Genomic DNA, 14,777 nt, shown 5'->3' with positions numbered 1-14,777 from the left:
GTCATATCTCCATTATTGACAAGTTCCGTTCGCATCTTGACAATTGACTATTGACCCTATTGGAAGCTCCCATGTCATCTTTTCTGCTCCCCCCTGCTTCGGATCATACCGGCCACTTGGACAGTTGAGCATAAACACTTCCCATAAGTTGGTTTTTTCTCATCCACTCCAATGAATAGGTATTAGAAAGATTAAACTCTTTTCTTTTGAAGAGCCGCTTGTTTATGCTTAAATTATCAATCTCTATTGAATAGAAATAACACGCGACAATGTAACAAGCCAACTCCATGGACCCATCCTGTAAGATATATCTGTAAACTGGAAAATACTTGCATGCAGTCCTACCGACTTTCCCGTGCGTCCTTTCGTCAATTAATGTAAAATTAGTATGCCTGATAGCTGTTACCAGTTCACTATCAATCGATTCTAAAAAACTAAGACTGTATTTAAAATCATCAATAAAATCGGAAGAGCCGTATGCCATACATTCTCCGCTCCTGAAAGTATGATAATCTCTGAAAAACAATCTGAATATTCTCCAAATCAATGGAAAAATCCCGTCGAGTATTGCTGCTATCATTTTCGAGCAATCTATGTTCGAAGATCTTCTTCATTCAAGTATTTATTAGGATCAGGCATAATTATAAATTGGGGCGGACCGAGAATAATAGGAGGTAAAGGCACTCTTAACCACCACGGAATTGGTTGAATTGATGGACCTGAGTCCGGTTCAGGCGATGGCTTGGGTTTAGGAGAAGGATTGCTAGGAGTCTGTTTTCTTTCCGTTGGAGCATTATTAGTATTCTTTTCAACCTGCTCGATTCTTGTTTGCTGAGGAGTTTTTACAGGACGGTAATTTGGATCTCCAGAAGAGAGCCAATGGGGTCAGAGAGCCAATGGGGTCAGAGAGCCAATGGGGTCATATCTCCATTATTGACAAGTTCCGTTCGCATCTTGACAATTGACTATTGACCCTATTGGAAGCTCTTGATTGAGTGGTGATTCTGCCGAAGGCGTCGTACTCGTAGGCGGCGGCGATGCCGCCGGTCTCCTTTTCTTTTTTATACTTTTCAGGATTATTCAACCGCTACTCCTAAAATATTCTCGTACGGCACTAAGCCAAAAGTGCGACTATCCCTGGAATTCTTCATATTATCACCGATCACAAAAATGCGATTTTCAGAAATAGAAACCTCAGTTTCAATGGCGTAGTATTGATTAGCCTTAATATTAGGCACAAATTCAATCGAGTTAGGAAGTGGTATTATTTCATCATCAATCAAAATGCCATTATTTTGAAAATGAATTTTTTCTCCTGGAAGGCCCAGAACCCTAAATAACCCATTTAGTTTTGTCACAGGAATTTCAATTAATACAACATCAAATCTCTCCAATGATCCAAGATCTCTTTGAGAGATTTTGACCACCTCGCCTGGAAAATAACTAGGGGACATTGCTACTGACGTAACCTCGTAATAATCAAAACCCTCAGAGCATCCCAAGAAGTACAAGAGAGTAAGCAACACTAACAAGCTAAACAAAGACTTCATAAATTTCAGATCTTTCTCAATATTCTTTTTCAATAAATACTGGTTCAAACACTGTCCAAATATCGACAGAATAAGGGCTTTCATTGGCAATGTTTCCCCAAAGGCCATTATTTAAGCCACTGATTTCGAAACTAGTTTGATAAGGTAATTCCTCTGAAGGCCCACCCATGTAATAAGTATAACCAAAAACCACATCAATGAGTGTTTTATCTATTGTAATATCAGCTGTATATTCTGGAATATTTCCAATTGGATACTCCACTCTTCCAATTTCTGCCTGAAGCTTCATAAACAGCTTTCTTGGATTTGCCTTCCACAATGTTCCCAACAAGCTGAAAGGAGTTTTTTCATTCAGTGATGATAAGTTTGTTTCAGGCCAGTTTAAGGGAGGCATAACATAGTACTTGTTATCCGAATTCCACGGAACTTTATTTCCCCTTTCTTCTTTATCACCGTCAACTACAAACGTTTTAAGAGTATAAGTTTTATCATAACTCTGGGAATCATCAATCTCGTATGTCTGGCGGTAGCTATAATTGTAACTGCTTTGAATGCTATTTTCCCAAGATTGGTTAAGCCATTCGATAACCAACTCTTCAAGGTAAGTATCAATGGCGTCCCAACCATTAACCTCCCATGGGTCGAGGTCATAATCATCCAAATCCTCATCCTCTTCCGGGTCATCCGGATGTAACCCCAAATAATCATAGTAATTGACCGGATTATTCCCGACAAAGGCGTTGAGGTTGATGCCGCCGGACTCTCCAATGGGGTCGCGGTTGATGAAGCGTCCGATCTTGGGGTTGTAGTAGCGCAGGCCGTAGTAGACCAGGTCTGTGTCTTCGTCGGTGTATTTGGTAGAGAAGCGGAAGGGGTTCGACGCCGCGTAAGTGCCTGATTGGTTAACGATTCGTCCATAAGCATCGTACTCGTAGGCGGCGGCGATACCGCCGGTCTCGTTGTAGAGGCCGACAATGTTGCGGGCTCCGTCGTAAATGGGATAATATTCCGCCGAGCCGTCCTGGATCATGAGGAGTCCGCCGACGCCGCCCGCGCCCTGGATGGTGGTGGAGACGTCCAGCCCCCAGGTAAACTTCCGGCCCACCGTGTCGCTGGAGTTGGTCTCGGCGATGAGGTTCCAGCCCTGGTAGACGAACTTCTTTTGCAGGGTCCCGTTGGCCGAGAGGGTGATGCGGCGTCCCATGTAGTCGTACTGATAGGTCCAGTTGTTCGCCCCGATGGTGACTTTGACCAGGCGGTTTTCCGCGTCGTAGACCATGGTGCGGGTGCCGTCGGTCAGCATGTTGCCGTTGTCGTCGTGGGTGGGGCTGGCACCCGGGATGAGCGTGTATAGGTTGAGCTCATTGGCGGTATACTGGGCCAGGGATGCCGGGGCGATGGTCTCGTGGTCGCGGTTGCCTTCATTGTCGAACACCCAGTCGCAGCGGGTGTTCGATATCGTGGTGCCGATGGCCCAGGTTGAGGCGTCGATGTTGTAGCGCTCGTACTTGTTCACCTGGCTGCGCAGATCGTACTCCGCCTTGGAGGCGTAGCCGGCGGCGGGACGGCTCAGGGTGGTGACCACGGTGCCTTTCATTTTCTCATAGGTGCGGCGGCCATGACTGTCATATTCGAGGCGGGTTTCCTGGGTCTTGGAGGAATCGCTGGCCCAGAGGTGCAGGATTTTGTCCAAGCGGTAACTGTCCGAACGGTAGACCATGTCCTGCTTGTAGTTGCCGTATTGAAGGTAATCTACCACGTTAGCTTCCGCATTATAGGTATAGTCGAAGGCAGTAGCAGAGAAGTGGTTGGCCGTGACTTTATCCAAGCGGCTGGTACTATCGTAAGTGAAACTGTTTTTATAGGTGGAGTCGTTCCGGTAGTTGAAAGACACCGACCGGCCTTTGAAACCCTTTGTAGTGGTATCGTAGGTGTAGTTGATGACATCGTTGGTTTCGTGATAGATGTCATTGGCGTAGATGCCGAGGTCCTCCTGCGAGAGCTGGTAATTGGAGTCGTAGCTGAACACGCGTTTGTTGCGCTTGTTGGCGGGACCACCGGTACTTCCCTCCGTCACTTCGTAGAGACCCCCGTGCCGTTTGTAGGTGTACAAGAGATCCGGGGTGTATTGCACGTTGGCGGAATTGTTGTAGCCTCCGGTACTTGGATAGGTCACTTTCTTCAAGGCGTTTGGTATACCGCCGGTGCCGGGATTGGTGGAAGCGTAGTATTCATTGGTCACAATGACTCCGCGACCGTCCCGGCGGGTTAGCACTTGCCCAAGGGAGTTATAGGTGTATTCCGAGTATTTCAACTTATCGTCCGTTTTCTTTTTAAGAAGGCCGGTATAAGAATCGTAGGTCCAGTTGGTTTCGTCGCTCGTTCCGTTGAAGCCGCTAAAGACACTGAGGTCCCCGGTACGAAACGTCTCCATCTTGGTCATCTGGCCCATGGGATCGTTGTATTCATACCTCACCGGATATGGTGTTCGACCATAAGTGTGGGTGAGGCGCCCCATAAGGTCGTATCCATAAAGGGCTTCTATTCCACTGTCGTCGGTATCCTTGAACATGAAGCCGGTACTACTGTCGTATAAGTAGGTTTTGCGGACTCCGGCGGAGTCCTCGACCCAGGACAACTGGCCTTTGCTGTCGTAGCTGTACTCCGTCTCCAGGTCACGTCCGTCAATGGTCAGGATAAGCCGGCCGATTACGTCATAGTGGTTCGAAAAGAGGTGCCCTTCGGTGTTGAGCGTCTCCACATCCAGTCCGTTGAGGTTGACCGACTGGGTAACCAGCAAATCAGTGCTGGGATTCTGGTCGATGTAATGCTGCTTGATTACCTTGGCCTGCGAACGCCGCACCTTGACATAGTCTTCGGTATAGTCACCGAATATGTTCTGGGTGAAGCTGTAACCGATCGTGCTATCGCTACCGGTATTGACGGTATACCCGGAGACTTTTGCGTAGGTCGCCTCAAGGCCTTTAAGCGTGCTCGAACCATCGGTGCCATAGGTGCCATAGCCGTTAAAGTCATACCAATCGGAGCCGAACTTTTGAAAATGACCGTAGTACTCCATCACGTTATGGTCCGTACTTAAATCGATGGAGCCATTGTCATTCGTGTCGGTGGCGGTTCTTGTCAATTTGGCGTTGCCGTCGTACCAGTAAAGCTTGCTTGCCCCAACCGTACTTGCAGAACCCACCGAAGTGCCTGACTTGTAAGTCTCCTTGGTCAGGTGGCTCCAGGTGTTATCGTACTGGAACTCCTGGAATAACTTGACGGTACTGCTGTTGAAGGTCGGGAATTCGTTGCGGATGGGACGGCCCAGCCAGTCTTTGTAGGCCGTGTTCCAAGGCCCGGAGTCGTAGGCTTTCTTCGACCACAAGAAACCGGTCCCGCTTTCATAACCATAGGTGTAGGTCTCGGGCGGCTGCGCCGTTCCCGTTATGGTGTACAAACGGCCATCCTTGTGCAGGGTCGTGGTCCGGGTGGAGTTATTCGGGTAGGTGACCGTCGTGACCGTATCACTGGTATAGCTGTAGGTGTTGGTCAGGTCGCGGGGATCATTGACTGTTTTAACCCGCCCGCCCGTGTCGTAGGTGTAGGTGGTGGTCAGGCTCTTGGTGCTCGAAGGGTCATGCACGGTCTCCGTGAGTACATTATCAGCCACATCCAGGGTATAGGTGGTTTCGATATCCCCCTGGGTGTCGAAGCCCGAAACGGTTATGCCTTTTTTGATGGTTTCAATGACCCGGTCATACGCGTCATAGTAAAATTCCGTGATAACGCCTTGGGCATCGGATTCACTGGTCTTTTGACCGTTCGCGTAGGTTGCCACATGGAAGATGCGTCCGTCGGTTAAGGGACTACCAACAAACTCATAATCTTTAACTAGGTTGCCGTATCCATCATGGATGTATTGGCGATGGGAAATTTGAGCGAAGTTGCCACTCCCTATATAAACATAGGTGGCTCTGTAATGCACGCGTCCTTGAGCGTCATACCAGACATCCTCCGCAGTGTGCTTGCCGTAACCGGTTCCCCCGAATACCGTTTCCATATCAAGGTCATCGATATCGTAACCCTCGAAGGTTTTTAAATAGGTGCCGCCGCTAAACTTATTGCCATGCAATGTGACAACCCTGCGTTCCGCTCCGGATCCGCCGGGGGTAAATACGTACTTGGAGGTTGAGATGTCCCAGGTACTCGTGCCTTTTAGATACAAATAAGAGGTTTTGGTGCCATTCGGTAGCTCAATGGATATCGTTTTTCCTTTAAGGTGTTCATCCGCATCGTCCGGGCGGTAGCTCTTGACCGTCGTAATGTAGAACTCACCGGATTCGGAGTAGTTGGTCTCCACCTTCTGGAGGATGGTTTTACTGAATAGGGTCGGCTCCGTGTAGACCGCGGTCGTTTTACCCACCACCAGCGATCCCTGCTTGGTTTCGATCAGGTCCGGCAGGGCCAGTTCGCCGGAAGCGTCTTCCCAGTAGGAATAGCTCGTGATCAAGTTGTCCACCGTGTCCTTGAAGGTGGTTTTCACCTGTTTGATCTGGCCTATGGCCGTGTCCGGCTCGCCATCCAGATTTGCTCCCGTGAAACGGTAGGTTTTGGTCGTGTTGTTCGGCCTTTCCCAAGTGACCTCATAAGGATTCGAAGGGTCTGTGGTATTGGAATCCTTTGTATAAACGCTATATAAGTCGCCACCGTAGCCCCGGGCATACGATTCGAAATTCCCAATAGTGAATTCCTTGGCATCTTTCACATTTGCCGAGCCATCCTGGGTAAATAAACTTATTTGCCATTCGGGATTGTATGAATCAATGCTGGCGTAGCGCAGGTGAACAATGTCTTTGGTGGATTGGTACCAGTCATACAAATAGGTGGTAGTCCCTTCCCCGGAGTCCCCCATACCATCGTCGTATTCGTAATATTCTTCATCGACCTCCAGATAATCCGTTTTCGCCCCTATGATTCGCTTCAGTTTGAACTCCCGAAAAAAACCATTGGACGCACCTGATCCACCGGACGTATCCGGGTCCGTGATCTCATAAGTCGCAACAGGTGAGCCGGTGAGCGGATAAAGGCCACCCGATTTGGCGCCCACCTGACTGGGAGTATAAAATTTTATGGCAAATCCGCCGCCGCCCAACACTTGCACATCGGCCAGCCCCTCCGGAGCAAATGCCTGGCGATGGGTCCCGCTACTTGTTACGTCCACATAGGTGGAATCAAAAATGGAAAACACGGCATCGGTGGTGGCCAAATTATTGGCCCCGAAATTTTCGGGCTTTAACATGATTTTGCCAGCGCCGTAACCCATCGTGGCCCGGCCCAATCCAATATGTATTTCAGCTTTTGTAGCACCGATTACGGGATAAGCCTTACCAAAAGCGGAGACGGGCTCTTTAACCGCAACCGGCCGTACTCTGAGGTCCACCGTTGAACCCGAGATATCAGCTTTCCCTATCGTTCTCAAAGGAGAGTCATCCAACAAGATTTGCAAACTTTCCTTAAGGCCCGCACTCATCACCGGATTAAAATATATCCTATAATCCGACATGCCCGCCTGCGTGACCGTTATAACCTTGTCGTCATTCAAATCCACTTCGAACTCAAACAACGTCGAATTGGTGACATCGTAAGTCGTGGTGAAATAGAAGTATTTGTTTATGCCATTCACGGCTAACTTAACGTAATCGGACCCACCGACGGAGACCACTTTTCCGCGCACCTGGGCACGTACCAAAACCGTCCGCGACTCTTCGGCAATCAAAGAGCCCAGCGGAGCAACGAGCAACAAAACAAACAAAGTCCATTGTGATAACAAGCGTCTCATTTCCGCCCCCCTTCATTGAGAAAATTCAAGCGAAGTTCCTCGAAAGGAATTTCATCATCCGGGTTGAATTCCGGCATCAGCGGCTGAACCACCGTTGCCTTTGCCTCCAGGAACGCCTCCTGTTCTTTTGCGGAGGCGATCCGGTGCGCGATCATTTCCTCCAACTCCCGCATTTGCGTGAGCCGCTTGAAGGCATAGCGCTCGTCGGCATTCAAGCTTTCCAGGTCTTCGGCGCTCTTCAGCGCCAGTTTCCAATCCTCCGCGTTTACTGGATGGGAACGGCTGGCAAGATAACGATTCACCACCTTCAGGTAACAGGCCTTCGCTTCATCCGCATCCTCCAGGTATTTTTCATACAACTTCCCCATCAGCACCAGCTGCTCTCCCCGATCCCGGGTTTCACGCCCCAGGTCCGAGGAAAACAAGGCTCCGACTTCATCCAGGAATTCCCGCGTAATCGGATTAAAAACATCTCTATACCCTTCCACTTCACCAGAGGAATGCATGATCATCAACGCCTGGCAGAGCTTGAAGGAATCCACCGACTCTCCCGCTTCATCAACCGCAGTGGCTTCAATACGTTGCCAAATTTTATCCACATCTCCCAGGGCGAGTTCTTCCCGGAAAGCCTGTTTATCAATCCGGTTTGTCGTGGAGTGTTCTATTTGAGCCGTCAAGCTGGTTAATCCAGCGCATAAGTACACAATGAGCCCATAGAACTCCGTAAGGAAACGTTTCATAATGACTGTGATTTGAAGTTGAGAAAAGAAGTTGAATTTGGGTGAAAAAATCCATTCGCGCACCAGTCCTTGGAGAACCACATGAGGACAACGACCGCTTGAGAGGGCGGCTTCCGGGCATAAACGAATAAAGTGCCCGTTATACATTCTGTCGTCCGGGCGCGTACACCGGACCGCTCTTTCGGAAACAATTTTACCGACACGGCTCTGCCCCCGTTTGTGGATGAGCTCTGGCAGGCTGTGCCGCCGACTTCGGACTTTTCTTGTTAAGGCTCCGGCAACGACCGAAGCAACTTTTCGCCACCACGCCTCTAAGGCGATTAGGTGATCGAGGGTCGAGGGTCGAGGGTCGAGGGTCGAGGGATCATAAACTGATTAAATTTGGGGTAAATTGAGTTGAACAATTGAAAAGCGTTGCTCTTGAGATCTATTTGGAAATTCGGATCACAAGCGTCAAGAAAAATATTTCATTATTTTTTGAAACTAAAAAATAGAGCTCTTAACCGAAAAGTATCATTTCAATAATTCGCGGTTTTTTCATATTTTAGCCTGCCCGGTAGCAGGAAGACGTCGGCGTTTTTGGAAGGGATAAAGACAGTGACTCCGGAACGAAAGTCAGTGATGTCTCCCAAATACGAGCGGGAAAGTTGGAGACCAGAATCAAGTTCTGGTTGGAATGTCCGCTTCGGATGATGCACCCTATCAACTTGAGTCATCCACAGACTTGGAAGCGTGGGATACTGAGGGTGAATTTGAGGATTTGGATTCAGAAGATCCTTTTAAATACGTCGACGAAGACTTCCCGGGAGGAGCTAAATTTTATCGGATGCGTGAGTTGTAGGAGACAGTCCAGTCGCAAGCAAGCTAGCTCCTACAACATTAAAGCCTAAAATCCAAACACACCCGGCAACCAGGTTGAGAGTCCCGGTACGTAGGTGATCAAAAGGAGACCGATGGCCATCGCGATGAAGATCGGGATCAATGGCTTCACTACTTTGGCGATCGTTGTATTCCCCACTCCGCAACCGATAAACAAGCAGGTACCCACTGGTGGGGTACACAAGCCTATACAAAGATTTGCGATCATGAATATGCCGAAGTGAACCGGCTCCACACCGAGTTTCATAACCACAGGTAGAAGTATGGGAGTAAAGATTAGCACCGCAGGGGTCATATCCATGAAAGTGCCGACGATCAGAAGCATGAGGTTAATGATAAGCAGAATAACCAGTTTGTTTTCCGAAATAGCCAACAAGGCCGAACTCACGGTTTGAGGAATTTGCTCATAAGCCAATACCCAACCCATGGCTTGACTCGCGCCTACAAGAATCATGACCACCGAGGTGGTCTTGGCCGACTTAAGCAAGATCCGGGGTAAGTCCTGAATCTTGACCTCGCGATAAATAATCACTCCCAAAATCAGAGCATAGGCCACAGCCACAGCGGAAGCTTCGGTTGCGGAAAAAATTCCGCCCAGTATCCCTCCAATAACAATAAGGACCAATAATAAACTGGGAAGCGCATGCAGAAAGGAAAAGAAAACCTTTTTCAACGAGGCAACGTCTCCAGAACCCACATTCTTGCTACGGTTCATTAGGAAGCAGGCCGCCATAATAAGCAGCCCCATCAAGATTCCGGGTACCAGACCACCCAGGAACAATCCGGCTACTGAAACATTTCCTGCAACCACGGCATAGACGATCATGATGTTGCTGGGAGGAATGAGCAGTCCGGTTGTGGCGGACGTGGTCGTCAAAGCTACACTGAACTCCCTGCTATAGTTTTTGCGTTCCATCTCGGGAATCATGAAACCTCCGATAGAGGAAACAGCCGCCGCAGCGGATCCGGAAATCGCACCAAACATCATGCAGGTCATGGTATTCACATAAGCAAGACCACCGTGGAATCTGCCAACCACGGAATTCGCAAAATCCATTAAACGCCGAGCCATACCTCCCTCCCCCATAAGGACTCCGGATAAAATAAAAAACGGTATGGCAAGCAACGGGAAGCTGGCGATTCCCGTGGACACTTTCTGCGAGACGATGAAAGCTGTCGGCACATCTCCCAGCGAAAGAATGGTGACGATGGTGGCTACCGCTATACAAACCGCGATGGGAACATGCAGCACAAGCAACCCGAAGAAAACCACAACAAGGATTAAGACCTGGGGATCCATTAAATATCGCCTCCTTTTTCGAGGGCGGATTCGTCAGGCAGTTCTTTGCCTGCAAGGAGCAGCAGGAGATGTTCGATACTGAAAATAATAAAGAAGATTCCGGATATCGGGACGGCCGTATAAAGATAGCCTTTTTGCCAGCCAAGGGCCGGAACCACTTGTCCCGAGGCCAGCGTTTTGGAAACCAGCACCCAACCGCCATACAGCAAAGCAAAGGCGGCAAAAAACAGGACTACCAGCTCGACAAAGATAGCAGCCAGCTTTTGGGCATCGGGGTGTAATTTGCCGACAAAGTAATCGACTCCCAAATGCCCCTTTTCTTCATAGGTCAAACTGGCACCGAGCAAGGACACCCAGATGAGCAGGTAGATGGCAAGTTCCTCCGTCCAACGACTTTGCGCGTTGAGGATATAGCGGGAAAAAACACCCCACAAGACATCCAAAGTCAGCACTGCAAAAGCAGTGATCAAAAACACCTCAAGAAACTTAACCAGAAAATTGCGTATGGGTTTCATTGGATCAGAGCGGTCTTAGTCCAGATTTTGGATTTGCTTTATAAGGCCTTCCACGGGAGTTCCGTCGAAGTTCTTATACATGTTCCGGGCCTGTTCCTGGAAAATTGCCTTATCCGGTCTGTAAATAGTCACTCCTTCTTTTTCCAGGTTCGATAAACACTCGTCCACATACTCCTTCCAGATTTGTTTCTGATAAACCACGGACTCATCGGCGGCTTCCTGAACCCACTGTTGGACCTGCGGTGACAGGGAATCCCAAATTGTTTGACTGAAAAGGACTATGTCCGGAATGCGGGCATGTTCATCCATGCTGTAGTGTTTGGCCACTTCCCAGTGACGGGTGTCATACATACTTGGTGGGTTATTTTCCGCACCATCGACCATGCCTTGCTGCAGGGCAGTATACAACTCGCCGAATGGAATCGGCGTGGGTGATCCTCCCAGAGTATTAACCATGTCCATGGCCGTGCGGCTGCTCATGACCCGGATCTTCATGCCCTTGAGATCGGCCGGCGTTAACACCGGTTTTTTGACCGTATAAAAACTGCGGGCTCCACTGTCGTAGTAGCAAAGACCCCGTATTCCCACATTCGCCCCTTTGAGTAAAATACCTTTGCCAATAGCGCCACCTAGAACCTCCCAGTAATGATCTTCATCGCGAAACAGGTAAGGCACACTGAAAACGGCCATCTCGGGAATAAACCCTTCCATCGGTGCAGTAGAAACCTTAACCATGGCGAGTGCACCACGCTGCATCTGCTCGATCGTCTCGGTCTCGGAACCCAACTGACCATTGGGGAAAACCTGAATCTCCACCAACCCACCGGATTTCTCCGAGGCTTTCTGCGCCATGTACTCCATAGCCTTGTGGACGGGCGCTGTGGCGGGCAGCACATGGGCCAGTTTAAGTACTATTGTCTGATTTCCGGATCCCTTCCCTCCGGTTCCAATAAGAAGAGAAAAGACACTCGCGGTTACAACTATGCCAACCATGAGACCGAGAAGCAGAAAAGAGGTAGATTTTTTATCCATTAAACTGTTTGGAGAAGATGATTCACAAACTATCGGACTTTCTTCCAATTCGGAAAGGGAAATCTTTTGCCTGTTCCGACCATCACAAACGCGGTAGACAACCCAGGAAGTCAGAAAACTCCTGCTTATTCAGATATCATTCGGACTGCAGCTTTCATATAACCGAGTGCATAAGCCATGCCCGCATGCCAGGGAGCATCACAAGTCATCTGAGGCGTATGATCCGGAATAAGGACACCGGTGTAATTATTTTTCTTAAGAATTTTTAGTACGCGGATCATATCAATGTCCCCATCGTCGATAAACGTCTCCTTATAGTGCGGAACCTTCCCCCGCACATTTCTGAAGTGAATATAGGCGATCTTTTCCTGGGAGCTGTAGGTCTCAACGGTTTCGTAAATGTCGCCCTCGGTCATTTCAGCCAGACTACCAATACAAAACTCCAGAGTGTTCGAAGGGTGTGGTTTCAGGTCGAGGAGCTTTTGATACAAATGCGGTTGATAAACCAACCTCGGTTGAGCTCGAACTGTTTCACAGGGAGGGTCATCCGGATGCGCAGCCATTTTAACGCCTGCCTCTTCTGCAACGGGCAATATCTCTTCGAGGAAACACTCCAGGCGTTGCCACAATTCTTCCGTCGTTGCGGTAGGAACGATCCCGTTTGGAGCATTCGGATCCACAACCATGTTCCATACCATTCCATTTGGCATCGGAGTATCTTCAGGGCCATCCATACCGACAGATTCTGCCCCGCCGCGGGCAAAAGGTCCTCTCACGCGTCCGGCCACACCAGCCAGGCTGAAATTGTACCCGAAAATCGGTATTCCGGCGCGACCGACGTTTCGAATAATAGTTTTAATATTCTCCAACTGCTCACGTTTCTTTGGACCATCAAGCAATATGTCGTACCAGTGAGCAGGATCGAAATTCTCCAAGGCCTCCAACTTCAAACCTTCTTCTTCAACTGCTTTCCTGAGATCATTCAGTTCTTCGAAAGACCAAAGCTTGTCAGGATCACCAGCCAATCCCCAGCCATCCTGGGCACCTGTCGGTTGATCACTGCGGCTGTTCGACTTCGCGCCCTTAAAATAGTCGCAGTAATGAGCAATGATATGGGTGGCACCCGCTTGCTTTGCGAAACGAAAGTTGTCCCGCGTGAGCATATGTCGGTAAAGTCCAAGTCCCAGCTGCATTATTTATAATTGGAACCGAGGTATCAATTATCAGCCAGTGTATTGATGGCTTCAATAACAAGCGCCGCCATCAATGTGGTTGTTAATGAGCCACCCATGTCGCAGGTCCGATTTTCAGGATTACTAAATACGATTTCTACTGCTCCGTAAATGAGATCAGCACCTGCCTGAGTTTCTTCGGTATCCAACCACTGAAGCATCATGGCCGCTGAGAGAATAGTTGCAATAGGGTTGGCAATATTCAGGCCTGCAATACTCGGGGCAGTTCCGTGTGACGGTTGAAAGACGGCGTAATTATCTCCAATATCCGCCGATGGAGCCATACCCATACCGCCGACGATTCCGGCAAGAAGATCGGATAGAATATCGCCGAACATGTTTTCAGTAACCACCACATCGAAATCATTTGGCCGTTGGACCAGAAAAAGAGCCATGGCATCAATATACTGACGCTCCGTCTTAACATCCGGGTACTCCTCGGCGATTTTATTAAAAATATTCCTCAAGTAAGCCATCGAAGGCAACACATTCGCCTTGTCGACGAGGGTAACGAATTTACGTCGCTTTCTTGCCTGTTGGAATGCAGCCCGGCAAATGCGTTCGGCGCCTTTGCGACTTATATACATGAGATCTGTCGCTGAGTCCGCTTCCAAGTCCAGCACTTTACTTCGTTCATAAAACAAACCTTCGGTATTCTCCCGGACGAGCATGATATCAATATCACCTTTACCATAACCTTTTAAGGGAGTGTCTGACTCATGATACAATTTGATGGGACGAAGACCGTTGTAGAGATCCAATTTCTCGCGAATTTCGATTTGCGGAGTCAACTCGACGCCGCTCGGCAAACGAACATCGGGCAAACCCATTGCGCCAAGAAGAATAGCGTCACATTCCGCACACTTTTCCAGAACGGATTCAGGGAGAGCAACGCCATTTTCCAAGTATTCCGTAGCCCCGACAGAGTGGGTTTCATAGGTAACAGGAAAGCCTGCGATTCGGCTTACTGCGTCGAGAACTTTGACCGTTACATCTATTACCTCTGTGCCTATCCCGTCGCCAGGGAGTAATGCGATGCGAAAGTTTTTCATCAGATTGGAAAATAAAGTTTTGGAATTAGGGTGCTCCTCTTCGGATGGGATAACGAAACCTCAATGCCAGTTAGCTACAAGCGAAATAATCCCAAATTAAACGCTCACCCAACTCGAAAAAAGAAAGCCCTTCTGGATAAGAAGAGCTTTCGATAGAAACTGTGCAAAAATTATGCAGTCAGGAGCGAACCGTATGATTTCTTATTTGCAAACAGCAGTATCAGATTGAAAGCAAAAACAACGGTGCCAACCGCCATATTGGGAAGATCCAGAATCAAATGATACAAGAGTATGTTTACGCTAATGGGAGCTAACAGAACGAGAGCCAAAGGAACATATTTGTTAAATAAGAGACCCATTCCGACGCCCACTTCAATAATTCCGATCACTGGAAATGTGAATTTTGAAGCCGCAAGGCCTCCCATATAAACAGCTGCGTCTCCATGCATTTCTAAAGCCGGAAGAAAATGCACAAATTTATTAAGACCGAAAACAGCCAACATAAGGCCGAGGAGAATGCGAATTACCAGAGTAACTTTATTCATGGAGTGTATGGATTGGGGTTAGTAAGAAGAACGCGCAATTGAGAGCTTTGAAACCGATCTTTCATTCCCACAGGAACTCCGGAAACAAAT

At 48.6% G+C, this 14,777-nt stretch carries 10 protein-coding genes; 1 reads left to right on the top strand and 9 read right to left on the bottom strand.

The window, feature by feature from the left end:
* Window positions 1-1,076 precede the first annotated feature (1,076 nt).
* The 3 genes from lepB to O3C43_10600 are packed head-to-tail and all read right to left on the bottom strand — an operon-like array spanning window position 1,077 to window position 8,132.
* Window positions 1,077-1,550 (bottom strand): signal peptidase I, encoded by a 474-nt coding sequence (gene lepB, locus O3C43_10610; GenBank protein ID MDA1066944.1) that lies wholly within the window; start codon window positions 1,548-1,550, stop codon window positions 1,077-1,079.
* A 16-nt stretch (window positions 1,551-1,566) separates the two neighbouring features.
* Window positions 1,567-7,392 carry an RHS repeat-associated core domain-containing protein gene (locus tag O3C43_10605; GenBank protein ID MDA1066943.1) on the bottom strand — a complete coding sequence of 1,942 codons (5,826 nt, stop codon included), beginning with the start codon at window positions 7,390-7,392 and terminating at the stop codon, window positions 1,567-1,569.
* The gene (locus O3C43_10600) at window positions 7,389-8,132 is read right to left on the bottom strand and encodes a hypothetical protein (GenBank protein MDA1066942.1); all 744 of its coding nucleotides are present in this window, start codon (window positions 8,130-8,132) and stop codon (window positions 7,389-7,391) included. Before O3C43_10600 ends, O3C43_10605 begins: the two co-directional genes overlap by 4 nt.
* Window positions 8,133-8,808: 676 nt before the next feature.
* Here O3C43_10600 and O3C43_10595 point away from each other — a divergent pair.
* On the top strand, window positions 8,809-8,973 hold the full coding sequence (locus O3C43_10595; GenBank protein ID MDA1066941.1) for a hypothetical protein: 165 nt from the start codon (window positions 8,809-8,811) through the stop codon (window positions 8,971-8,973).
* 45 nt (window positions 8,974-9,018) lie between these two features.
* On the opposite strand, the gene O3C43_10590 is transcribed toward O3C43_10595, so the two are convergent.
* The 6 genes from O3C43_10590 to O3C43_10565 form a co-directional block, all read right to left on the bottom strand.
* Window positions 9,019-10,311: a TRAP transporter large permease gene (locus tag O3C43_10590; protein ID MDA1066940.1), complete on the bottom strand. Its 1,293-nt coding sequence runs from the start codon at window positions 10,309-10,311 to the stop codon at window positions 9,019-9,021.
* The gene (locus O3C43_10585) at window positions 10,311-10,826 is read right to left on the bottom strand and encodes a TRAP transporter small permease (protein MDA1066939.1); all 516 of its coding nucleotides are present in this window, start codon (window positions 10,824-10,826) and stop codon (window positions 10,311-10,313) included. Before O3C43_10585 ends, O3C43_10590 begins: the two co-directional genes overlap by 1 nt.
* Window positions 10,827-10,841: 15 nt before the next feature.
* Window positions 10,842-11,858: a TRAP transporter substrate-binding protein gene (locus O3C43_10580; protein ID MDA1066938.1), complete on the bottom strand. Its 1,017-nt coding sequence runs from the start codon at window positions 11,856-11,858 to the stop codon at window positions 10,842-10,844.
* A 125-nt stretch (window positions 11,859-11,983) separates the two neighbouring features.
* Window positions 11,984-13,051 (bottom strand): mannonate dehydratase, encoded by a 1,068-nt coding sequence (locus O3C43_10575; GenBank protein MDA1066937.1) that lies wholly within the window; start codon window positions 13,049-13,051, stop codon window positions 11,984-11,986.
* Between the two features lie 23 nt (window positions 13,052-13,074).
* Window positions 13,075-14,142, bottom strand: coding sequence for an isocitrate/isopropylmalate dehydrogenase family protein (locus O3C43_10570; GenBank protein MDA1066936.1), 1,068 nt, complete (start codon window positions 14,140-14,142; stop codon window positions 13,075-13,077).
* Window positions 14,143-14,312: 170 nt separating this feature from the next.
* Window positions 14,313-14,687, bottom strand: coding sequence for a DoxX family membrane protein (locus O3C43_10565; protein MDA1066935.1), 375 nt, complete (start codon window positions 14,685-14,687; stop codon window positions 14,313-14,315).
* Window positions 14,688-14,777: the final 90 nt, after the last annotated feature.

It is taken from the genome of Verrucomicrobiota bacterium (assembly GCA_027622555.1).
In the GTDB taxonomy this organism is placed as follows: domain Bacteria; phylum Verrucomicrobiota; class Verrucomicrobiia; order Opitutales; family UBA2995; genus UBA2995.
The sequence above is the reverse complement of the archived record's forward strand: the minus strand, read 5'-3'. Positions and strand labels throughout refer to the sequence as shown.

Bases quoted from the DNA above. Each gene is read 5' to 3' on its own strand.
- O3C43_10570 (MDA1066936.1), bottom strand. From the start codon at position 14,142: ATGAAAAACTTTCGCATCGCATTACTCCCTGGCGACGGGATAGGCACA.
- O3C43_10590 (MDA1066940.1), bottom strand. From the start codon at position 10,311: ATGGATCCCCAGGTCTTAATCCTTGTTGTGGTTTTCTTCGGGTTGCTT.
- O3C43_10575 (MDA1066937.1), bottom strand. From the start codon at position 13,051: ATGCAGCTGGGACTTGGACTTTACCGACATATGCTCACGCGGGACAAC.
- O3C43_10565 (MDA1066935.1), bottom strand. From the start codon at position 14,687: ATGAATAAAGTTACTCTGGTAATTCGCATTCTCCTCGGCCTTATGTTG.
- lepB (MDA1066944.1), bottom strand. From the start codon at position 1,550: ATGAAGTCTTTGTTTAGCTTGTTAGTGTTGCTTACTCTCTTGTACTTC.
- O3C43_10605 (MDA1066943.1), bottom strand. From the start codon at position 7,392: ATGAGACGCTTGTTATCACAATGGACTTTGTTTGTTTTGTTGCTCGTT.
- O3C43_10580 (MDA1066938.1), bottom strand. From the start codon at position 11,858: ATGGATAAAAAATCTACCTCTTTTCTGCTTCTCGGTCTCATGGTTGGC.
- O3C43_10600 (MDA1066942.1), bottom strand. From the start codon at position 8,132: ATGAAACGTTTCCTTACGGAGTTCTATGGGCTCATTGTGTACTTATGC.
- O3C43_10585 (MDA1066939.1), bottom strand. From the start codon at position 10,826: ATGAAACCCATACGCAATTTTCTGGTTAAGTTTCTTGAGGTGTTTTTG.
- O3C43_10595 (MDA1066941.1), top strand. From the start codon at position 8,809: ATGTCCGCTTCGGATGATGCACCCTATCAACTTGAGTCATCCACAGAC.